Raw genomic sequence first — 21,371 nt, 5'->3', positions numbered from 1 at the left:
TTTTTGCCCGCCGCCGGCCCGAAGGGGCCTGGGGCCGCCGGTAGAATTCGCGCTCAGACAGACCCCTGACCCGGCTTATGGTTTCCTTTCGGAAATTGCCGCGCGAGGTCGCGATACCATTTGCCGCTCTTCTTCACCGTGCGGCGCTGCGTCTCGTAATCGACATGGACGAGCCCGAAGCGCATGCGGTAGCCTTCCGCCCATTCGAAATTGTCCATCAGGCTCCAGGCGAAATAGCCACGCATGGGATAGCCGTCCTTGATGAGATCGGCCACAACGTCGAGATGGTCGCCGAGATACTCGAGGCGCATCGTGTCGTCGACCTCGCCATCAGCGACATCGGTATTGTCGCAGGCACCGTTCTCCGTGATATAGCACTCCGGCAGCTCGTAGCGGCGGTAAAGGCCCTCGACCAAGAGCTTCAGGCCCGGCGCATAGATTTCCCAGCCGATGTCGGTCTTGACGTCGCTTACCGGCGGCGCTTTCTCGGTCCAGGGAAAATCGCCCTTGCGCTCGGCATCGTCGGCGACGCGCTCTGGCGTGTAATAATTCAGCCCCCACCAATCGAGCTTCTGGCTGATGAGCTTCAGGTCGCCCTCCTCGACAACGGGCATGCGGTCACCGAGCGCCTCGACGAATGCCTTTGGATATTCAGCCTTGAAGACCGGATCGAAGAAGGCGCCGTTGTGGAACTGATGCGCCCGCTCGGCGGCGGCGAGGTCGGCAGGGCTGGTAGAGCCGGGAATGATCGAGGCCGCGTTGAGCACAAGCCCGACTGGCACGTTCGGGGCCTCCGAACGGATCGCTTCCACGCCGAGGCCGTGGGCGAGGTTCATATAATGCATGGCGTGAAGGGCGGCCTGCATGCTGCGCTCACCCGGCGCGTGGATGCCGTAGAGATGACTGAGCCAGACGATGCACCAAGGCTCGTTGAAGGTCGCAACGGCGTCAAGACGGTCGCCGAGGCGGTTCATCACCGTCTTGGCATAACGCTGAAAGGCATAGGCCGTCGAGCGCGCCGTCCAGCCGCCGTCACCGGCGAGCAGCAACGGCAGGTCCCAGTGGTAAAGCGTCGCGAAGGTCTTGATCCCGCGCGCCTTGCAGCCGTCGACAAGACGGTCGTAGAAATCGAGGCCGGCCTCGTTCACGGGGCCTATACCGTCAGGGATGATACGCGGCCAGGCGATCGAGAAGCGATAGGCCTCGGCGCCCATCTCCTTGATGAGGTCGAGGTCCTGCTCCAGCCGGTTGTAATGGTCGCAGGCAATATCGCCATTGTCGCGGTTATGGACCCGGCCGGGCATATTGCAGAAAGCGTCCCAGATCGACGGCTTGCGGCCATCGGCCTTGCTGGCACCCTCGATCTGGAAGGCGGCGGTGGCGACGCCAAAGGTGAAATCACCGGGAAAGCGGCCTGCAAGCGTCTTGGCATCGATCATCTGTAATCCCCGTCTCTCACTATTCGGACTGACCGTCGGGCGGATTTAGCCAAGCCGCAAAGCAAAGTACAGGTCTCCGGGACGAAAAACTGCAACGTTGCAGTACGAAAGGCAGAGCGGCCATACGGCATTTTTTCTCGCTCTCAATTGCCTTGTTTTCCGCCCCAGCGCTTTCATAACGCGAATGTCAGCAGTCGTGACTTGCTGTCGCGCCCATGATCGCTACAGAGCGGAAGACATTCGTAAAACATGAAAGGAATCCAATGCTGTCTTCGATCCACCTGTTGCAGCCCCACCTGCTGAGCCTCCTGCGCATCGTCTCGTCGCTCGTGCTTTTCAGCTTTGGAACGCAGAAGATCCTGCACTTTCCGGCCGCGGCAAGCGTGCCGCCGATGGGCTCTCTCTCCTGGATCGCCGGGCTGATCGAACTTACCCTCGGCTTCCTCGTCCTTATAGGATTCCAGACACGCATCGCAGCCTTCGTGCTCTCGGGGCTGATGGCCTTCGCCTACTTTATCGGCCATGCGGGAAAGAGCTTCTATCCCGCGCAGAACGGCGGCGTCGCGGCGATCCTGTTCTGCTTCGTGTTTCTTTATCTGGTGGCGGCGGGCGCCGGGCCGCTCAGCGTCGACAGCCTGATGAAGCGCGACCGCGCTGCGGCCTGATGAATGACGGACGGGCCGAGGCGGTCAATGACCGCCTCGGCAATTTCGCGAGCTCCGTGCCGACCCAGGCGCGGATCGCCAAGCCTCAGAGCTTGACCCAGGCGCCGTTCTTCTTGGACGAGGCAACGCAAGCCTCGACGAAGGCCACACCCTTCACGCCGTCGTCGACCGTGGGATAGACCACCGCCTTGTCGACTTCCTTGCCTTTTTTGCGGGCGTTGATCGCATGCGCCGCTTCCGTATAGATCGTCGCGAAAGCCTCGAGATAGCCTTCCGGATGCCCTGACGGCACGCGCGAGACGCGACCGGCCGCCGCGCCTGCGCCGGCGCCGGCACGGGTGATCAGCCGCTTCGGCTCGCCGAACGGCGTGTACCAGAGGTAATTCGGGTCCTTCTGGGTCCATTCCAGCCCGCCCTTTGTGCCGTAGACGCGGACCATCAGACCGTTCTCATGGCCGGGTGCAACCTGGCTGCACCAGAGCATGCCCTTGGCCGGCTTCTCCGAGCCCTTCGCCTTGAAGCGCAGCATGACATGGGCATTGTCATCCAGCCGGCGGCCGGGGACGAAGCTGTCGAGATCGGCGGCCAGGCTGTCGAGTTCGAGACCAGTGATGAAGGAGGCGAGATTATAGGCATGCGTGCCGATATCGCCGGTCGAGCCGCCGACGCCGGACTGGGCCGGATCCGTGCGCCAGGCGGCCTGTTTCTGCCCGGTCTGCTCGACCGCTTCCGTCAGCCAGTCCTGCGGATATTCGGCCTGGACGACTCTTATATCGCCGAGTTCGCCGTTCGCGATCATCTCGCGCGCCTGGCGGACCATCGGATAACCGGTGTAATTATGCGTCAGCACGAAGAGCGCGCCGTTTTCGTCGGCGACCTTTTTCAGCTTCCTGGCATCGGCAAGGTTCGAGGTCAGCGGCTTGTCGCAGATGACGTGAATGCCGCGCTTCAGGAACTCCTTGGCTGCGTCGTAATGCACATGGTTCGGCGTGACGATCGACACCGCCTCGATGCCATTCTTCAGCTTCGCCTCGCGGATTGCCATCTCGCGGTAACTGGAATAGGTCCGCGACGGGTCGAGACCGAGGTCGCGGCCCGACTGCACCGCCTTGTCAGGCGTCGACGACAGCGCCCCGGCGATAAGATCGTACTGATCGTCGATGCGCGCCGCGATGCGGTGCACCGCACCGATGAACGCGCCGGCGCCGCCGCCCACCATGCCGAGCCGGATGCGCGGCTCGCGGGTCTTTTCCGATGATGCTTCGATTGCCATTCTTGTCCTCCTGAAATCTTTTTCCCTTCTCCCCGGTGGGGAGAAGGTGGCCCGAAGGGTCGGATGAGGGGGCGGCACGACAGACATCGCCTTTCGCTTGCCGCTCAAGGCATTCGTCGTTATCGCTCCTCATCCCCCTCATCTGCCCTGACGGGCATCTTCTCCCCGCTGGGGAGAAGGGAAATGAAAAATTAAAGCCCCAGCATCCGCCGGTTCGCTGCCTGGTCGGTGCCGCTGCCGGCAAAATCGTCGAAGGCTTTTTCAGTGACGCGGATGATATGGGCGGCAACGAACTCCGCCCCTTCGCGGGCGCCGTCCTCGGGATGCTTCAGCGCGCATTCCCATTCGACCACGGCCCAACCGTCGAAATTATTGGCTGTCATCTTCGAGAAGACCGCGCCGAAATCAACCTGGCCGTCGCCGAGCGAGCGGAAGCGGCCGGCGCGTTCGACCCAGCCCTGATAACCGCCATAGACACCCTGGCGCCCGGTCGGATTGAACTCCGCATCCTTGACGTGGAACATCTTGATGCGGCCCTTGTAGATGTCGATATTCTCGAGATAATCCAGGCACTGCAGGACATAATGCGAAGGATCGTAGAGCATGTTGGCGCGCGGATGGTTCTTCACCCGCTCCAGGAACATCTCGAAAGTGATGCCGTCATGCAGGTCTTCACCGGGATGGATCTCGTAGCAGACGTCGACGCCATTCTCGTCGGCATGATTAAGGATGGGTGTCCAGCGGCGAGCAAGCTCGTCGAAGGCGGTCTCGACCAGGCCCGCGGGACGCTGCGGCCAAGGGTAGATGAACGGCCAGGCAAGCGCACCGGAGAAGGTCGCATGCGCCTTGAGGCCGAGGTTTTTCGACGCGGTCAGCGCCATCTTGACCTGCTCGACCGCCCATTGCTGGCGGGCCTTGGGATTGCCGCGCACCTCGGGGGCTGCAAACCCGTCGAAGGCTTCGTCATAGGCCGGATGAACAGCGACCAGTTGGCCCTGCAGGTGGGTGGAAAGTTCGGTGATCTCGATGCCGTTTTCGCGGGCCTTGCCGGCGAATTCGTCGCAATAATCCTTGGACGTCGCAGCCTTCTTCAGATCGATCAGCTGGCTCGCCCAGGTCGGCACCTGCACGCCCTTGTAGCCGATGTCGGCTGCCCATTTGGTGATTGCGTCCCATGAATTGAAAGGCGCGGCATCGCCCGCGAACTGGCCAAGAAAAAGACCCGGGCCTTTGATCGTCTTCATGTCAGATTCCTCCCTGAATATCGACCGTAAACGTTTCTGGAAACTTGTAGCACGCAATTCGGCTGGCGCAAGGCGCCTCTTCGCCCTGGCTCTCGGATCTGGCATGAAGCCGGATGCGATGCGGCTGCGAGCTAATCATGATGGGCTTTGGCGGGCAAGAGGTACGTGCAGCATTTTCGACTGCGCGCCGGAGGGAAGCAAAACCGCGCCCATCCTTTCGAATGGGCGCGTATTTCCAATTGCTATCAGAAGGGTGAATCCGGGAAGTAGAAGTTCTTGGCATTCTCCTTGGTGACGAGCGTCGCGTCGAGGATGTAGTTACCGTGGACTGGGACCTGATCGTAGAGTGCGGCGGCCGTGAGTTCCATCGCCGTGCCGACCATTGCCGGCGGATAGAGAACGTCGACCGGGATCAGCTTGTCGCCGTCCATGACCTTCTTGACCATGTCCTTGGAACCGGCGCCGGCAACAACATACTGGATGTCGGTGCGCTTGGCCTGCTCGATTGCCTGCAGGACGCCGACGGCCATGTCGTCGTCCTGGCACCAGACGACGTCGATCTTCGGGTACTTCGTCAGATAATCCTGCATCACCTTGAAGGCATCGTCGCGGTTCCAGTTGCCGTATTGGCGGTCAAGGACCTTGACCTTCGAGCCGGCAATGCCCTTGTCGAAACCGTCCTGGCGCTGCTGGTCGATCGGGATCGGCAAGCCGCGGATGACGACGACTTCAGCCTCTGGCGTCTTTTCGGCAATATATTTGCCGGCGACTTCGCCGAGCGCCGGATTGTTGCCGGCGACATAGAGGTCGCGCACGGAGTTGTCGTTATTGGACGGTGCGCGGTCGACCAGCGCCACGAACTTGCCCTTGTCCTTGACTTCCTTGATGGCGTTGACGAGCGGATCCGGATCCGATGGCAGGATGACGAGGGCGTCGATACCCTGCGTATCAAGGTCCTGCACGGCATTAGCCTGTGTCGCGGCATCCGGCGAAGTCTTGACGATGACGTTCAGGCCCGGATGTTCGGCCATCAGCTTCTTGGCAATACGCTCGGCGTGGAACACGACCCCGGAAGTCCACCCGTGGTCGGCGGCCGGAATGGATACGCCAATCGTGTAGTTCTTGTCCTGGGCGTAGGCTGCACCGGCAAAAGCCACCCCCACAACCGCCAGACCCAACATGAGCTTGCGCATGCTATTTCCTCCCAAAAAATATCAGGGACTTGTCCAATTCGAGCCGGGTGCCCTGTAAAGCCCGACCAATTCGAGAAGCCGGCTTGCCTTACGATTTGCGCACCAGTGACCGCTGCACCAGCATGGCGATGATGATGATCGCACCCTGGATCGCGCCGATCAGATATTCGCTGATGAAATTCGAAAGCAGCATGATGTTGCCGACGAGTTCGAGAATGAAGGCGCCGCAGATCGTGCCCCAGACACGGCCGGCGCCACCCTTGAGAGCCGTGCCGCCGACGACGACGGCGGTAATCGCCTGCAACTCCCACAAGATGCCGGTCGTTGCCGAAGTGGAACCGAGACGCGGCACGTAGAGCAGCACGGCGATCGCAACACAGAGGCCCTGGATGACGAAGGCAATGGTGCGCACGCGATTGACCGCAATGCCGGAATAGCGCGCGACATCACTGTTCGACCCGACAGCGACGACATGGCGGCCGTAACGCGTGCGGTACAGGATGAAGGCTGCAATCGCGGTCACGACGAGGATCACCACGATCGGAACCGGAAGACCGAGGATATTGCCGAAATAGGCCGGACGGTACAGCGTCTGGATGTCGCTCGAGCGCAAGGTGATCGCGCCGCCCTGCGACAGCCAGGTGGTCAGGCCGCGATAAATGCCCATGGTGCCGAGCGTGGCGATGAAGGGTTCGATCTTGCCGACCGTGGTGATGAGACCGTTGGCGAGGCCGCAAAGAGCCCCGGCAACGACCGTGAACAGCACGGCAGCCGCCAGCATCAGCACCGGATCGGCAATGACGCCCGAATTGATCAGCAGGATCATCAGACTGGCGACGAAGGCCACCATCGAGCCGACGGAAAGATCGAGGTCTCCGGCCGAGATGACGAACGTCGCGCCGACGGCGATAATGGCGATGAACGCGCAGCGGGTCGCGACGTTGGCCAGATTGGTGATGCCGATGAAATTCGGATTGACCAATGCGCCAACGATGAGAAGCAAGGCCAGGGCGGCAAAGGGTGCAACCGCGCGTAGATCGACGTCACGCCAGGACCTGCGCCGGATTTCCCTGGTCTCCTCGTTAACACTCATGTCCAAAACCAACCTCCCGTCCCAGACTGCCTGGGCATCTATCTATTGTCCGCTTCGGCCAAGTCCCGCTTCGCCCTCACGCGGCCGCCTTTTTTTTGAGCCCGGCGGCGTAGCGCATGATCTCCTGCTCGGAAATCTCGTCTCCCTCGAGCACGCCGACGATATGCCCTTCGCGCATTACCGCCACCCGCGTGCAGAGACCGATGACCTCCGGCATCTCCGAGGAAACGACGATGATCGACCGGCCGTCGCGGGCAAGCGCCGAGATGAAATGATAGATCTGCTGCTTGGTGCCGACGTCGATGCCGCGCGTCGGCTCGTCGATGATGACGATATCGGGATCGGTCTCCATGACCTTGGCAAGCAGCAGCTTCTGCTGGTTCCCGCCCGACATGCGACCGGCGATGATATTGCCGTCGCGAACCCTGATGTCGAAGCGTCGCTTGGCCTTCGCCAGCGCCGCCGCTTCACTGCTCGGGCTGAGATAGCCATGGCGAGAATGCCGCCCGAGCGATTGCAGCGTCAGATTGGCCATCATGCCGGAACGCAGCAGCAGGCCCTTCGACTTGCGGTCCTTGGTCATGTAGGCAAGCCCGCAGCGATTGGCGGCATGCACGTCGCCGGAGGGAACGGTTTGCCCCTTGATGACCACTTCACCCTCAAGGCGGGTTCGCAGGCCGGCGATCGCCTCCATCAATTCGGTGCGGCCGGAGCCGATCATCCCGGAGAAGCCGATGATCTCGCCCTTGCGCACTTCGAAGCTCGCATCCCTGATATAACCCGTCGACACCGAGGAAACCCTGAGGACAACCTCCTCGTCGACATCGGGCTCGACCTTGGCGGGATAGAGGCTGGAGAGCTCGCGGCCAACCATCAGCTGCGCGATCGATTCCCCGTCGAGGATTGATGTCGGCGAGGTCTTGATCCACTGGCCGTCGCGCAGCACCGTCACCCGATCCGTCAATTCCATCACTTCATCGAGCTTATGGGAGACGAAGACGAAGCTGGTGCCCTGGTCGCGCAGCTTGCGAACCTGCTTGAAGAGCATGCTCGTCTCTTCCCGCGACAAGACGGCCGTCGGCTCGTCCATGAACACAACGCGCGCATCGCGGCTGATCGCCTTGGCGATCTCGACCATTTGCTTGTCGGCGATGGAAAGCGTGCTGATCAGCGCATTCTCATCGACATGCGATCCGAGCACGTCGAGGACTTTGCGTGTCTCGGCGCGCATATATTTGCGGTCGAGCACACCGAAACGCGTGACCTCACGCCCGAGGAACAGGCTTTCCGTCACGGTCAGATGTTCGGCGAGATTGAATTCCTGATGGATGATGACAATGCCGAGCGCTTCCGCCGCACCATTGGGCGGCAGGATAACGGGCTGGCCGTCGAGCAGAATTTCACCGGAGCTCGGCTGCTCAAAGCCGGACAATACCTTGACGAGGGTGGACTTGCCGGCGCCGTTTTCACCCATCAGCGCATGGATTTCGCCGGCACGGAGATCGAAATTGACGCTGAAGAGCACCTGCACGCCGCTGAAGGATTTGCATATGCGCCTGGCGGACAGCACCACGGGTGCGGTGTCGGCGATCTCCACGGTCATCATGCCTCCCCAAGAGCGCCTTGCATCCGGCAGAACGCGCCGGCGCCGCTCCATCACCTTGAACTAGCGCACATTTCCATTCTGAAAACCGTTCTCGATCCTCAGAGCTCTGCGCTTGCGGTTCCCGTCCGCTTTGGGCCTTATGTAAACCTTTACATCATGCATGTAAAGGTTTACATCGTTGATTTACACAGATCCGCTGAAGCTTGCCTTTGACCTCTCGGCGAGTCTGTGTAGTGTCGCGGCGAACAGCCCCAAGGCAGAGCGCAGTGTCGAATTCCACGCCCGCAACAATCGAAGACGTCGCCCGGATTGCCGAGGTCTCCATCGCGACGGTTTCGCGGGCGATCCACACCCCGGAGAAGGTCGCCAACTCGACGCGGCTTAAAGTCAATCAGGCGATCGCCGTCACCGGCTACACCACCAATGCCATGGCGCGCAGCCTGAGGCTCGGTCGCTCCAACATGATCCTGGTCGTGGCGCCGGACATCGGCGATCCCAATTTCTCCAACATTCTCGTTGGACTGGAGAACGAGGCGCGCGCCCACGGCTACGGCATCCTGATCGGCCACACCCAGAACGACGCCCAGCGTGGCCTGGAATATCTGAAATTCTTCAACTCCAACCAGGCCGCCGGGCTGATCCTCTTCACCGGCATCCTGCCCTTCGGCCATCAGACGATGACAGCCCGGTTGCCGCCGAGCGTCGGCGTTTTCGAACCGGTCTTCAACGGCGGCATTCCCTATGTCGGTGTCGACGATACCGAAGGCGCGCGAAAGGCGGTGGATCTGCTGCTGGCCGAAGGCCATCGCAAGATCGCCTTCATCGGCGATTCGCGCACCCGGCTTGCCTATGTCAGGCGCCGCATGGGTTACGATGCCGGCCTCGACGCCGCCGGCGTCCCGCCGGATCTCAGGATCGTGCTCGAAGGCGACGGCACGATCGAAAGCGGCCGGCATGCGGTCGAACAGCTCTTCATGCGCGACACGCTCCCGACCGCCTTCATGTGCGTGAACGACCAGACGGCAATCGGCGTCATGATCGGGCTCGGTGCGCGAGGTTACGACATTCCACGGGATTTCTCGGTGACCGGATTTGATGACGTGCCGCAGGCCGTCTTCATCTCCCCGTCGCTGACGACGATCCGTCAGCCGCGAACGGCGATCGGCAAACAGGCGATGGCGCTGCTGTTGGAACTCTTATCCGATGGTCGGCCGGCCGAGACGGAAATCCTGCTGCGGCCGGATCTGGTGGTTCGAAACTCGGTCTCCGCACCGTCGCGCCAATGGTTGAAGCGCTGAAGACGTTATAATAGCCGGCTACAACGAGCTGCGCCGGCGACCGCTGGCCGCCGGCGCACCTTATCAGACGTAACGGTTGACGACGTTCTCGAGCAGTTCCTGCTGACCGGATCTCGGCTGCGGGTTGACGTTCTTGGCCTCGACCCAGTTGGTGATCTCATCCAGCGAGTATTCGCCGCGGAACAGTTTCTGCGCCTCGGCGGTTTCCCAGCCGGCATAACGATCAGCAAGCGGCTGCGACAGCGCCTTGTCCTCGATCATCTTGGCGGCGGCCTTCAGGCCGCGAGCGCAGCAATCCATACCGCCGATATGGCCGATGAGCAGATCCGCCGGATCGAGCGACTGGCGGCGCAGCTTGGAGTCGAAGTTGGTACCGCCGGTCTTGAAGCCGCCGCCTGCCAGAACGTGGTAATAGGCAAGCGCCATTTCCGGAACATTGTTCGGGAACTGGTCGGTGTCCCAGCCGGACTGATAGTCGTTGCGGTTCATATCGATCGAGCCGAAGATGCCGAGCGCATTGGCGAGCGCCAGCTCGTGCTCGAAGGAATGGCCGGCAAGGATCGCATGGCCCTGCTCGATATTGACCTTCACCTCGTTTTCCAGCCCATGCTTCTTGAGGAAGCCGTAGACGGTCGCGACGTCGTAGTCATACTGGTGCTTGGTCGGCTCCTGCGGCTTCGGCTCGATCAGGATCGTGCCCTTGAAGCCGATCTTGTGCTTGTATTCGACGACGAGGTTGAGGAAGCGGCCGAGCTGGTCGAGTTCGCGCTTGAGGTCGGTGTTAAGCAGCGTCTCGTAGCCTTCGCGGCCGCCCCAGAGCACATAGTTCTCGCCGCCGAGCTTCTGCGTGGCGTCGATGCAGGTCTTCACCGTCGCGGCGGCGAAAGCAAAAACATCGGGATCCGGGTTGGTCGCAGCACCCGACATGTAGCGGCGGTTGGAGAAGAGGTTGGCCGTGCCCCACAGCAGCTTGGTGCCGGTCGCAGCCTGCTTCTCGGCGAAATAATCGACGATCTCGTTGAGGTTTTTGGTGTTCTCGGCGAAGTTCTTGCCCTCGGGGCGCACGTCGGCGTCGTGGAAGCAATAATAGGGTGCGCCGAGCAGTGAGAAGAATTCGAAAGCGACGTCGGCCTTGAGCTTGGCAGCCTTCATCGTGTCTTCGAACCACGGGCGCAGGAAGGTCTGGCCGCCGAAGGGATCGCCGCCCGGCCAGGTGAAGGTGTGCCAATAGGCCACCGCAAAACGCAGATGGTCTTCCATGCGCTTGCCGAGAACGATCTCGTCCGGCTGGTAATGACGGAAGGCCAGCGGATTGGTGCTGTCGGGGCCTTCATATTTGATTTTCTGGATATCGCCGAAAAATCCGGTGCTCATGTCAGGTCTCCTTGGGTTCGTAGTTCAGTCTTGTCGTTTGTGCCGTCTGGCCTCTCATCCGACCCTTCGGGCCACCTTCTCCCCCAGGGGAGAAGGGAAAGAGGCGCCGCCGCGAATCTCTTCTCCCCAGCGGGGAGAAGGTGCCGGCAGACGAATGAGGGGGCCGCTGGCTCCAGTTTCAATGCGCCAGCGATTTGATCGCCGGATAAATTGCCCGGTAACGCGTATAGGCATCCTCGTAAGCGCTGCTCAGCGCCGACACCGGTTCGATCGTGCCTGATGTCACCGGCGGCGTGCAGACGGAAATCGGATCGGCACCCGTTGCCGCGATCAGACCGAGGCGAGCAGCGCCGAAGGCCGCGCCGAAATCGCCGTCGGCGGGCAGGTCGACCGGAACGCCGAGGGCAGTGGCGATCGACGCCAGCCAGTAGCGCGAGCGCGAACCGCCGCCGATCGCCGTGACACGGGAGATGCCGGTGCCGGCCGACCGCAGCGCTTCGAGATTGTCGCGGATGGCGAAGGCGACACCTTCGAGCACGGCCTGAGTGAGCACGGCGCGGCTGCTTTCATGTTCCAGCCCGATGAAGGCGCCGCGGATGACGGCATCATTGTGCGGCGTACGCTCACCGGAGAGATAGGGCAGGAAGGTGACGCCGGTCGGCGCCTTCAGCGTCTCGCCGAGTTCGCCGGTGAGATCGGCGGCCGACTTGCCGGTCACGTCGGAATGCCAGTTGAGCGCATCGGTCGCCGACAGGATGACACCCATCTGGTGCCAGGTATTCGGCAGCGCGTGGCAGAAGGCATGCACGGCGCTTTCCGGCTTCGGCAGATAGGAGCCGTTGGCGGCAAAAAGCACGCCGGAGGTGCCGAGCGAGACGAAGGCGGCGCCATCGCTGACGGTCCCCATGCCGCAGGCCGATGCGGCATTGTCGCCCGCGCCGCCGGCAACGACGACATTGCCCGATATGCCCCACTGTGCCGCGAGTTCGGAGCGTAGTCTGCCGGCCGGTGCCGTGCCTTCGACAAGCCTCGGCATCTGCTCCTCGGAAAGTTGAGTGGCGGCGAGCAGATCGGACGACCAGGCGCGCTTGCCGGTGTCGAGCCAGGAGGTGCCGGCCGAATCCGACATTTCGGAAATATACTCGCCAGTCAGCCACAGACGTAGATAGTCCTTCGGCAGCAGCACCTTAGCGATCTTCGCGAAAATGTCCGGCTCATGCTTCCTGACCCACGCGAGCTTCGGCGCCGTGAAGCCGGGGAAAACGATATTGCCGGTGAGCGCGCGAAAGCGCGGATCGGCATCCAGGGCCGCGGCCTCGACATGACTGCGCGTGTCGTTCCAGAGAATGCAGGGGCGCAGCACCTTGTCGGCGGCGTCGATCAGCGTGGCGCCGTGCATCTGTCCGGACAGGCCGATACCCCTGACCGCCGCGAGTTCTTTCGGATGTTTTGCCTTGAGGCCGGCGACAGCCTCTTGCGCGGCGCGCACCCAGTGGGCCGGATCCTGTTCCGACCAGCCCGAATGCGGGCGCGAAACGTCGAGCGAACCGTTGGCCGAGCCGACGATCGTCTGATCGCCGTCGATCAGCATCGCCTTGACGCCGGAGGTTCCGAGATCGAGACCGAGATACATGGGGTTGCTCCTTTGCCGTTACGGCAGATTGTCTTTCAGGAATATATCGAGACGGATGCGCTCCTGAGCGTCGATCATTGGCAGCCCGTCCGCTTTGGCTTTCAAGACGCGGATGGCGCTACGCACTTCATGGCCGGCGTCCTGATTGAGAATCGCATCGATCGTATTGTCGATAAGCGCCGCCCGCGTGTGGGTGGTCAGTTCATGGGCGATGACGGTCAGCGTCCGGTCGACGGCCTTTTCCTTCAGCGCCCGGATGAGGCCGCGATTGCCGGCGCCGAGGCTGTAGACGCCGACAATGCCGGCATTCCTGGCAAGCGCGTCGGCGACGAGCATATGGGCGATCTCCGGATCGTCACGGCCTTCGAGTACCGGCAGGATTGCCAGATCGGGAAACTCCTCGGCCATGACCGCGGTGAAGCCCTCCAGCCGCTCGCGATGGTCACGCACCAGCATGGACCCGGCGAGCACGGCGATCTCGCCCTTTCGCGGCCCGAGAAAGCGGCCGAGCAGACGGGCGGCCGTGCGGCCGGCCGCGATATTGTCGACGCCGGCATAATGGTGGCGCAGGGAGCCCGTGAGGTCGGACACCAGCGTGACGATGGGAAAGCCCGCATGCACCAGCCTGTCGACAGTGGCGCGCACCTCAGGTGCATCAGTGGCGACCATGGCAACCCCGCAAGGTTTTCCTTGAGAGAGCTCTTCGAGCACAGCAACGAGAGCCGCCGGATCGAAGGCCGGCACCTCGATGGTGCAAATATCGGTGCGCTCGGCAGCTGAACGCAGGATCGCTTGCCGTATTTCCCCATTAAGCCCGTGCATGAAGGAATTGTCGCTGGCCGGCAGGATGAACACCAGCGGATAGGTGCGGCCCTTGGCGAGATTGGCCGCAGCCACGTCTCTGATATAACCGAGCTCGCGGATCGCAGTCTCGACCTTTTCCCGCGTGACGTGGCGCACGCCCGGACGCCGGTTGAGAACCCGGTCGACGGTCGCAAGACTCACCCCGGCAGCGGCAGCGATATCGTGAACTGTTGGCCTCATCATTCCTCCTGACGAGACCATTAACGCCAATTTTGATGTACGTAAATCAAAAAATCGAGCGGGTGATTCGCCCATCACGTTTCCCGCGTCGCCGCCGGCCGGGAGCCGCTCAGCAGGACGATTATTGGCTGATCGCATAGAGGCCGGAAAACTGGAAACAAAAAGGCCCTCCGGAGAGGACCTTTTCATGGGGCGGCAGGCCGGAGGTCAGTGGCCGCCACCGCCTCCCCCGCCTTGCGGCGCGGGTTTCTGGATCATCGCGACTCCAAGGATCATCGCGACGAAAAGCGCGGTCAGGATCAGGAAGACATCGCTGAAGGACAGGATGACCGCCTGTTTGGTGGCAAGCCCGACCATCTGCTTGATCGCAACCGAGGCGCCATCCATGCCGTAGCTGTTGAAATTGGCGGCCATGTTGTTCATCTGGTCGATCGCCGCCGGATTGCCCCAGTCCATATTCTCCCGCAGCCGCTCATAGTGCACGTCCTGCCGGTTGGTCAGCACGGTATTGATGACGGCAAGGCCGACCGCGCCGCCGAGGTTCCTGGTCAGGTTGAACAGGCCTGACGCACCGCGGATGCGAGAGGGCGGCATTGTGCCGAGGGCGATGTTGTTGATCGGCACCATGCACATCATCAGCCCGAAGCCACGCAGAACCTGCGGGATGAAGAGCTCGTAGAAATCCCAATCAGCCGTCAGATGAACCATGATGTAGGTGCCGGCAGCGAAGCTGATGAAGCCGATCACCATCATCAGGCGCAGGTCCATCTTGGTCGACAGCCGGCCGGCGATCGGCGCCGTGAAGAACATCGCAAGCCCCGAGACGAACATTGTCTCGCCGATCATCAGTGAATCATAGCCCCGGATGCGGCCGAGATAGACCGGGTAGATGTAGGTGAGGCCATAGAGGCCAATGCCCATGACGAAGGAGAAGACCGAGCCGAAGGAGAAATTCCTGTTCGCAAAGGCCTTGAGATCGACGACGGGAAACTCCACCGAGAAGGCGCGGTAGAAGAAGACGATAGCCGCGGCACCCGAGGCGACGGCGGCAATCGCGATCGAACTGTCGTTGAACCAATCGTTCGAATTGCCCTCTTCGAGCACATATTCCAGCGTGCCGAGGAAGATGCCCATCGAGATCAATCCCCACCAGTCGAACTTTTTGAAGAGCGACAGCTCCGGCTTGTCGAAATCGATGAAGTTCCAGGTGACCAGCGTGACGATGATGCCGGGAACGATATTGACCAGGAATAGCCAGTGCCAGGAGAAGGCGTGGCTGAGATAGCCGCCGACGGTCGGGCCGATGGTCGGTGCCAGCGTCGCGATCAGTCCGATGATCGGCGAGACGATGCTGCGCTTCGACGGCGGGAAGATGGTGAAGGCGGCCGCAAACACCGACGGGATCATGCCGCCACCGATGAAGCCCTGGATGGCGCGGTAGACGATCATCTGGTCGATATTCGTCGCCGTCGCCGCAAGCGCGCTCGCCATGGTGAAACCGGCCGCCGAAATCGCGAAGAGATAACGCGTCGAGATGATGCGTGCCAGCGTGCCCGAAAGCGGGATCATGATCACTTCGGCGATCAGATAGGCCGTCTGCACCCAGCCGATCTCGTCAGAGCCCGCCGAAAGGCCGGCCTGGATTTCCGCAAGCGAGGCCGAGACGATCTGGATGTCGAGGATCGACATGAACATGCCGAGCACCATCGCGAAGAAGGCAATGAGCTTCCTCGGATCCATGCGATCCGCGGCATGGTCAGGTAACGCCGGAATCGTGCCCGTCGTTGCTGTCGCGCTTCCGGCCATCGGACCACCTCCGCCTTATTGAGGCTACTTGCTCGGCGCCGTACGGGTGTCGACGTCGACGACGACGCTGAGGCCCGCGCGCAGACGCCCGCTGTCGAGCGCCTCCTGCGGCAGCGCGATGCGCACCGGCACGCGCTGGATCACCTTGGTGAAGTTGCCCGTCGCATTTTCCGGCGGCAGCAGCGAGAAAACCGAGCCGGACGCCGGCGAGATCGATTCGACGGTGCCGACGATCGGATGGTCGTCATAGGCGTCGACATGGACGTTGACCTTCGAGCCGGCAACGAGATGCTGGATCTGCGTTTCCTTGAAGTTGGCGTCGATATAGAGCTCATGCACCGGAACGAGCGCCATCAGCCGCTGGCCGGGCGAGACGAGATCGCCTTCCTGGACCGAGCGATTGCCGACAATGCCGTCGTAAGGCGCCTTGAGCACGGTGAAGGAGAGGTCGCGGGCGGCCTTGTCGCGCGAGATTTCCAGCGCCCGGACCGAGCCTTCGGCTTCCTTGCGCTGCGCCTGAAGAATGGTGATATTGGCCTGCGCGGCGGCGATGTTGGCGTCGCCGCCGGCAAGATTGGCTTTGGCCTGGTCGAGCGCGATATTGGCGTTGTCGAGATCGGCAGCGGTGCCAACCGACTTCGCCTGGAGCTCGCTCTGGCGTTTCTGGGTGATTTCGGCACCACGAACGGCCGCTTCGAGTGCCACCTTTTGCGCCCGCGCCTGCGCAAGGCTTGCATTGGCGCCTTCGATCTGCGCGTCGATACGCTGCAGTGAAAGCTGTTCGGTGGCGATCTGGGCCTGCGCCTGATCGAGGGCGTTCTGATAATCGCCGTTATCAAGCGTGGCAAGCACGTCGCCCGCTTTGACTTCCTGGTTGGCGACCACATTCACCTTCGCGACGTAGCCCGTGACCTTCGGCGAAATCGTTGCGATATCGCCCTCGATATAGGCGTCGTCGGTCGACACCATGAAGCGGCCGTTCGTCCACCATTCATAACCATACCAGCCGCCGCCCGCCAGAAGAGCGAGCACGACGATCGGCAGCACCGGACTGCGGCGCTTCTTCGCAGCCGCGGGTGCTGCTACCGGAGCCGGCGCCGACTGCGCGGGGGCGGACGGCTTTTCCAGGGCTTCCGCCGTCGGAGCCTCCACAACAGCCGCGACCTCGGTCTTGACCTCTTCGGCTTCGGCCTTTTCGCTGACGATACGCGCGACGTTGCTTTTCTGGTTGCTCGACATGGGGGCACTACCGATCTTGGAGTAAATAATCGAACTGAACGGTTCGGTTCAGTTGACATAAACCTGTTTTACCGTCATATCAAGGTGTATAGAACCAATCGGTTCGATTTCTTTAAGGAAAATACGAAACCGTGAACACGGTTAAGGAGAAATGACGCTGAAACCCGACAACGCTGCCGTCTTCAGCCCTCCCGTTAGCGGAGGCCGATTTGCTGCGGGCGAAGATCCGACAAAGCGCCAGCAGATCCTCGCCGGTGCCAAACGTGTCTTCATGAAGATGGGTTTCGACGCTGCCAGCATGAACGACGTGACGCGTGAGGCCGGCGTCTCCAAGGGAACGCTCTACGTCTATTTCACCAACAAGGAAGAACTATTTTCGGCGATGATCGAAGCCGAGCGCGCCGCTTTCGTGGCGGCCGTGCGCACCGCGCTTGCCGAACATGACGATCCCGAAGCCGGCCTGTACGAATTCGGGATCAACTTCGTCACCCATATGACCGATGAAAAGGTCATCACTGCGATGCGCACCGTGCTTGGCGTCCGCGACCGCATGCCGGTGCTCTGTCAGCGCTTCTTCAAGGGGCCGGTCAATCTGCGCACTATCATGCGCGACTTCCTGGAACGGCACGTCGCGGAAGGTACGCTTGTCATCGACGACATCGATCTGGCCGCCGGTCAGTTTCTCGATCTTGCCAGCGGCAGTTTCTTCAAGCTGCGTCTGTTCGGCAGCATGGAGGAGCCGCCGAGCCGCGAAGAAATCGACCGCGTCATCCGCGGTGCGATCAAGGTCTTCATGGCGGCCTATGGCGCGCGCCGGCACCACACCGCCTGATACGCTTTCTTGACTGCTCGCTTGCATCGGCCAAAACTCCGCAAGAACGATCAAACCCCGCTTTCGACTTTTCTCTAAGGAAGAAGCCGCAACCGCGGGGAGTGAAAATGAGCGCCATCGCACGGGCGATCTGGTTCATAGAGAGCCATTTCGAAAGCGACATATCGCTGGAAGAGATATCGGAAGCAGCCGGATTGTCGCGCTACCATCTGTCGCGCGTCTTCGGGCTGGTCACCGGCCACTCGATCAGCGGCTATATCAGGGGGCGGCGCCTCAGCCGCGCCGTACCCGCGTTGGTCAGCGGCTCATCCACCATCCTCGAAGTTGCGCTTTGCGCGGGCTACGGATCCCACGAAGCTTTCACCCGTGCCTTTCGCGACCAGTTCGGCATGACGCCGGATGCAGTGCGCAGACAGGGGCACGCCCGTAACCTTGTCTTGCTGGAGCCGATCAGAATGGACCCCACTCACCTCAACGACCTTGAACCGCCCCGCTTCGAAACGCTGCAGCCGATGCTCCTTGCCGGCTTGCAGGAGACCTATCCCTACGGCGGCAATGCCGCCATCCCGTCTCTCTGGCAGAAGTTCAATGCCCATTTCGGCCACATATCAGGCCAGAAGGGTAATGTCGCCTACGGCGTCTGCACCCATATCGACGGCGAAGCGGAGAAATTCCGTTATATGGCCGCGGCCGAAGTCTCCGACGTCAGCGATCTACCGGCGGATTTTACCACGCTCAAGCTTCCAGGCCAGCGTTACGTGGTCTTCACCCATCGCGGCCATGTCTCCGGCATTCCTGCGACGATGAACCGGATTTTCGGCACATGGTGGCCGACTTCCGGCTTCGAGCACGGCGCCACACCCGATATGTTCGAACGCTATGACGAGCGCTTCGACCCCTATACCGGCATGGGCGTCACCGAAATCTGGTTGCCAATCAGAGCATGATGTCGAAAATCGTGAGCGGTTTTCGGACGATATCATGGTCTAACTCTTCAATTTAGGACAGGATTCGAATTTAAGGCCCACCCGGCCTTAAATCATCCTGTTCTGAGGAATAAAATTCACATCGGTTTCGTATACCCCCTTGCGGCGCTTGCGCGGCAGGCCGCCGACATTACATTGCGCGCGTCATTCATTCATGTGACGCAAAGGGGTATATGCTGATGCAGGACATCATGACGCTCATTCAGGATCCGGCCGCCTGGGTGGCGCTCATCACGCTGGTGGTGATGGAAGTCGTTCTCGGGATCGACAACCTGATCTTCATTTCCATTCTGACCAACAAACTGCCGCCCGAACACCGGGAAAAGGCCCGCAAGATCGGCATCGGCCTTGCGCTGATCATGCGTCTTGCTCTGCTCGGCACCGTCGCCTGGATCGTCCAACTGACCGAACCGCTGTTCGAAGCCTTCGGACACGGCTTCTCCTGGAAGGATCTCATCCTGATCGCGGGCGGCCTGTTCCTCGTGTGGAAAGCCACCAAGGAAATTCACCACAGCGTCGATCCGATCGACCATCAAGAGGATTTCATCGCGACGTCGGCAACAACCGGCTTTGCATCGGCGATCGGCCAGATCCTGCTGCTCGACCTCGTCTTCTCCGTCGACAGCATCATCACCGCCGTCGGGATGACGCCGCATCTGCCGATCATGGTGATCGCCGTCATCGCCGCCGTCACCGTCATGCTGGTCGCCGCCACCCCGCTTGCCAACTTCATCGAGCGGAACCCGACGATCGTCATGCTGGCGCTCGCCTTCCTGCTGATGATCGGCACGACGCTGATCGCCGAAGGCATGGGCTTCCACGTGCCGAAGGGCTACGTCTACGCCGCCATGGCCTTCTCGGCGCTGGTCGAGGTGCTGAACATGTTCGCGCGCAATGCCCGCAAGCGCAAACGCGAGGGCGCTCACTGAGACCGAAGCAAGGGGGCGCGTCGTAACCGGCGCGCCCCCTCCCAGCGTCGTCAGGCCCCTTGCAGGCGCGGTTTTTCTTGACGCGCCGGATTGAATATGGCCTAAGGCCAGCCGAACGGACGATCGGCGGATAGTGCGGGCGCATGCCCTTTTTCCGGCCGGTTTGCCGAAGATATCTGCATCCTTCCGGCCGAACGTCGCTTTCCCGTGAAAGCCGTCCGGCATTCATTGACGGGCACATACTATGACAGCTTCCGGCGTCCGCGTCCGCATCGCTCCCTCGCCGACCGGCGAGCCGCATGTCGGCACCGCATACATCGCTCTCTTCAATTACCTTTTCGCCAAGAAGCACGGCGGCGCGTTCATCCTGCGCATCGAGGACACCGATGCGACCCGCTCGACCCCGGAATTCGAGACGAAGGTGCTGGACGCGCTGAAATGGTGCGGGCTGGAATGGAAGGAAGGCCCCGATATCGGCGGCCCCTATGGCCCTTATCGCCAGTCCGACCGCAAGCCGCTGTACCAGCCCTACGCGCAGGAGCTCCTGGACAAGGGCCATGCCTTCCGCTGTTTCTGCACACCCGAGCGGCTGGAGCAGATGCGCGAGGCGCAGCGCGCTGCCGGCAAGCCACCGAAATATGACGGTCTCTGCTTGACGCTGAAGGCTGAGGAAGTCACCTCACGCATGGCAGCTGGCGAAACCACTGTCATCCGCATGAAAATCCCGACCGAAGGCTCGTGCGACTTCACCGACGGCGTTTACGGCGACGTGTCGATCCCCTGGGATTCCGTCGACATGCAGGTCCTGATCAAGGCCGACGGCATGCCGACCTATCACATGGCCAACGTCATCGACGACCATCTGATGCAGATCACGCATGTGGCCCGCGGCGAGGAATGGCTGGCTTCGGTGCCCAAGCACATCCTGCTTTATCGCTATTTCGGCTGGGACCAGCCGGTCTTCATGCATTTGTCGCTAATGCGCAATGCCGACAAGTCGAAACTGTCGAAGCGCAAGAACCCGACCTCGATCTCCTATTATTCCGCGCTCGGCTATATCCCCGAAGCGCTGATGAACTTCCTCGGCCTGTTCTTCATCCAGATCGCCGAAGGCGAGGAACTGTTGACGATGGCTGAGCTCTCCGAGAAATTCGATCCCGATAACCTTTCCAAGGCCGGCGCGATCTTCGATATCCAGAAGCTCGATTGGCTGAACGGCCGCTGGATCCGTGAAAAGCTCTCCGAAGAGGAGTTTCAGGCGCGCGTGCTGACCTGGGCAATGGAAAACGACCGCCTTAAGGAAGGTCTGCGCCTGTCGCAGACACGCATTTCCAAGCTCGGCGAGCTGCCCGATCTGGCCGGTTTCCTGCTGAAGTCCGATCTCGGCCTGCAGCCGTCCGACTTCGCCAAGATCAAATCGCCGCCGGAAGAGATTCTCGAGATCCTCAACACCGTTCAGCCGGATCTCGAAAAGATAGTGGAATGGAATGTCGAGACCATCGAGGCGGAGCTGCGCGCCATCGCCGACCGCATGGGCAAGAAGCTGAAGGTCGTGGTCTCCCCGCTCTTCGTCGCCGTCTCCGGCTCGTCGCGCTCGCTGCCGCTCTTCGATTCCATGGCGATCCTCGGCCGCTCAGTCGTGCGCCAGCGCCTTAAGCTCGCCGCGCAGGCGGTCGCCGCTCTCGTCGGCTCGAAGTAAAAACAGTCAGAGGATTTC

17 protein-coding genes are annotated in these 21,371 nt (G+C 61.4%); 6 read left to right on the top strand and 11 right to left on the bottom strand.

Going from position 1 to position 21,371, the window contains the following annotated elements:
• Positions 1-53 precede the first annotated feature (53 nt).
• Complete coding sequence (locus GGI60_RS19275; RefSeq protein ID WP_183917820.1) at positions 54-1,439, bottom strand: GH1 family beta-glucosidase; 1,386 nt, start codon at positions 1,437-1,439, stop codon at positions 54-56.
• Positions 1,440-1,702: 263 nt separating this feature from the next.
• On the opposite strand from GGI60_RS19275, the gene GGI60_RS19270 reads away from it, so the two are divergent.
• Positions 1,703-2,104: a DoxX family protein gene (locus tag GGI60_RS19270; protein WP_183917818.1), complete on the top strand. Its 402-nt coding sequence runs from the start codon at positions 1,703-1,705 to the stop codon at positions 2,102-2,104.
• Between the two features lie 85 nt (positions 2,105-2,189).
• On the opposite strand, the gene GGI60_RS19265 is transcribed toward GGI60_RS19270, so the two are convergent.
• From GGI60_RS19265 to GGI60_RS19245, 5 genes are all read right to left on the bottom strand, one after another.
• The gene (locus GGI60_RS19265; protein ID WP_183917816.1) at positions 2,190-3,377 is read right to left on the bottom strand and encodes a Gfo/Idh/MocA family protein; all 1,188 of its coding nucleotides are present in this window, start codon (positions 3,375-3,377) and stop codon (positions 2,190-2,192) included.
• 191 nt (positions 3,378-3,568) lie between these two features.
• Positions 3,569-4,621: a sugar phosphate isomerase/epimerase family protein gene (locus GGI60_RS19260; protein ID WP_183917814.1), complete on the bottom strand. Its 1,053-nt coding sequence runs from the start codon at positions 4,619-4,621 to the stop codon at positions 3,569-3,571.
• A 245-nt stretch (positions 4,622-4,866) separates the two neighbouring features.
• Positions 4,867-5,814, bottom strand: coding sequence for a substrate-binding domain-containing protein (locus GGI60_RS19255; protein WP_183917812.1), 948 nt, complete (start codon positions 5,812-5,814; stop codon positions 4,867-4,869).
• An 88-nt stretch (positions 5,815-5,902) separates the two neighbouring features.
• On the bottom strand, positions 5,903-6,907 hold the full coding sequence (locus GGI60_RS19250; protein WP_183917811.1) for an ABC transporter permease: 1,005 nt from the start codon (positions 6,905-6,907) through the stop codon (positions 5,903-5,905).
• A gap of 76 nt (positions 6,908-6,983) precedes the next feature.
• Positions 6,984-8,510, bottom strand: a complete 1,527-nt coding sequence (locus GGI60_RS19245; protein WP_183917809.1) for a sugar ABC transporter ATP-binding protein — start codon at positions 8,508-8,510, stop codon at positions 6,984-6,986.
• A 269-nt stretch (positions 8,511-8,779) separates the two neighbouring features.
• Between GGI60_RS19245 and GGI60_RS19240 the strand changes: the two genes are divergently transcribed.
• A complete protein-coding gene (locus GGI60_RS19240) occupies positions 8,780-9,811 on the top strand; it encodes a LacI family DNA-binding transcriptional regulator (protein ID WP_183917807.1) in 1,032 nt (343 codons plus the stop codon).
• A 63-nt stretch (positions 9,812-9,874) separates the two neighbouring features.
• On the opposite strand, the gene xylA is transcribed toward GGI60_RS19240, so the two are convergent.
• The 5 genes from xylA to GGI60_RS19215 form a co-directional block, all read right to left on the bottom strand.
• Positions 9,875-11,185: a xylose isomerase gene (gene xylA / locus GGI60_RS19235; protein WP_183917804.1), complete on the bottom strand. Its 1,311-nt coding sequence runs from the start codon at positions 11,183-11,185 to the stop codon at positions 9,875-9,877.
• 178 nt (positions 11,186-11,363) lie between these two features.
• Positions 11,364-12,818, bottom strand: a complete 1,455-nt coding sequence (xylB, locus tag GGI60_RS19230) for a xylulokinase (RefSeq protein ID WP_183917803.1) — start codon at positions 12,816-12,818, stop codon at positions 11,364-11,366.
• Positions 12,819-12,836: 18 nt separating this feature from the next.
• Complete coding sequence (locus GGI60_RS19225; RefSeq protein WP_183917801.1) at positions 12,837-13,862, bottom strand: LacI family DNA-binding transcriptional regulator; 1,026 nt, start codon at positions 13,860-13,862, stop codon at positions 12,837-12,839.
• Between the two features lie 207 nt (positions 13,863-14,069).
• Complete coding sequence (locus GGI60_RS19220) at positions 14,070-15,668, bottom strand: DHA2 family efflux MFS transporter permease subunit (protein WP_183917799.1); 1,599 nt, start codon at positions 15,666-15,668, stop codon at positions 14,070-14,072.
• A 24-nt stretch (positions 15,669-15,692) separates the two neighbouring features.
• Positions 15,693-16,907 carry an HlyD family secretion protein gene (locus tag GGI60_RS19215; protein WP_183917797.1) on the bottom strand — a complete coding sequence of 405 codons (1,215 nt, stop codon included), beginning with the start codon at positions 16,905-16,907 and terminating at the stop codon, positions 15,693-15,695.
• A gap of 151 nt (positions 16,908-17,058) precedes the next feature.
• Between GGI60_RS19215 and GGI60_RS19210 the strand changes: the two genes are divergently transcribed.
• The 4 genes from GGI60_RS19210 to gltX all read left to right on the top strand — a co-directional run bounded on the left by GGI60_RS19210 (position 17,059) and on the right by gltX (position 21,353).
• Positions 17,059-17,739, top strand: a complete 681-nt coding sequence (locus GGI60_RS19210; RefSeq protein ID WP_183917795.1) for a TetR/AcrR family transcriptional regulator — start codon at positions 17,059-17,061, stop codon at positions 17,737-17,739.
• A 107-nt stretch (positions 17,740-17,846) separates the two neighbouring features.
• Positions 17,847-18,686, top strand: a complete 840-nt coding sequence (locus GGI60_RS19205) for a GyrI-like domain-containing protein (protein ID WP_183917792.1) — start codon at positions 17,847-17,849, stop codon at positions 18,684-18,686.
• Positions 18,687-18,904: 218 nt separating this feature from the next.
• Positions 18,905-19,654 (top strand): TerC family protein, encoded by a 750-nt coding sequence (locus GGI60_RS19200; RefSeq protein ID WP_246720440.1) that lies wholly within the window; start codon positions 18,905-18,907, stop codon positions 19,652-19,654.
• A 244-nt stretch (positions 19,655-19,898) separates the two neighbouring features.
• Positions 19,899-21,353: a glutamate--tRNA ligase gene (gene gltX / locus GGI60_RS19195; protein ID WP_183917788.1), complete on the top strand. Its 1,455-nt coding sequence runs from the start codon at positions 19,899-19,901 to the stop codon at positions 21,351-21,353.
• Positions 21,354-21,371: the final 18 nt, after the last annotated feature.

This window comes from Rhizobium lentis (genome assembly GCF_014200175.1).
GTDB lineage: Bacteria > Pseudomonadota > Alphaproteobacteria > Rhizobiales > Rhizobiaceae > Rhizobium > Rhizobium mulingense.
This window is presented reverse-complemented; position numbering and strand designations above follow the sequence as displayed.

Excerpts from the sequence above, each read along its gene's own strand:
- GGI60_RS19200 (WP_246720440.1), top strand. The coding sequence starts at position 18,905 with ATGCAGGACATCATGACGCTCATTCAGGATCCGGCCGCCTGGGTGGCG.
- xylA (WP_183917804.1), bottom strand. The coding sequence starts at position 11,185 with ATGAGCACCGGATTTTTCGGCGATATCCAGAAAATCAAATATGAAGGC.
- GGI60_RS19210 (WP_183917795.1), top strand. The coding sequence starts at position 17,059 with ATGACGCTGAAACCCGACAACGCTGCCGTCTTCAGCCCTCCCGTTAGC.
- GGI60_RS19255 (WP_183917812.1), bottom strand. The coding sequence starts at position 5,814 with ATGCGCAAGCTCATGTTGGGTCTGGCGGTTGTGGGGGTGGCTTTTGCC.
- gltX (WP_183917788.1), top strand. The coding sequence starts at position 19,899 with ATGACAGCTTCCGGCGTCCGCGTCCGCATCGCTCCCTCGCCGACCGGC.
- GGI60_RS19205 (WP_183917792.1), top strand. The coding sequence starts at position 17,847 with ATGAGCGCCATCGCACGGGCGATCTGGTTCATAGAGAGCCATTTCGAA.
- GGI60_RS19265 (WP_183917816.1), bottom strand. The coding sequence starts at position 3,377 with ATGGCAATCGAAGCATCATCGGAAAAGACCCGCGAGCCGCGCATCCGG.
- GGI60_RS19225 (WP_183917801.1), bottom strand. The coding sequence starts at position 13,862 with ATGAGGCCAACAGTTCACGATATCGCTGCCGCTGCCGGGGTGAGTCTT.
- GGI60_RS19270 (WP_183917818.1), top strand. The coding sequence starts at position 1,703 with ATGCTGTCTTCGATCCACCTGTTGCAGCCCCACCTGCTGAGCCTCCTG.
- GGI60_RS19260 (WP_183917814.1), bottom strand. The coding sequence starts at position 4,621 with ATGAAGACGATCAAAGGCCCGGGTCTTTTTCTTGGCCAGTTCGCGGGC.
- GGI60_RS19250 (WP_183917811.1), bottom strand. The coding sequence starts at position 6,907 with ATGAGTGTTAACGAGGAGACCAGGGAAATCCGGCGCAGGTCCTGGCGT.
- GGI60_RS19220 (WP_183917799.1), bottom strand. The coding sequence starts at position 15,668 with ATGGCCGGAAGCGCGACAGCAACGACGGGCACGATTCCGGCGTTACCT.
- GGI60_RS19275 (WP_183917820.1), bottom strand. The coding sequence starts at position 1,439 with ATGATCGATGCCAAGACGCTTGCAGGCCGCTTTCCCGGTGATTTCACC.
- GGI60_RS19215 (WP_183917797.1), bottom strand. The coding sequence starts at position 16,907 with ATGTCGAGCAACCAGAAAAGCAACGTCGCGCGTATCGTCAGCGAAAAG.
- xylB (WP_183917803.1), bottom strand. The coding sequence starts at position 12,818 with ATGTATCTCGGTCTCGATCTCGGAACCTCCGGCGTCAAGGCGATGCTG.
- GGI60_RS19245 (WP_183917809.1), bottom strand. The coding sequence starts at position 8,510 with ATGACCGTGGAGATCGCCGACACCGCACCCGTGGTGCTGTCCGCCAGG.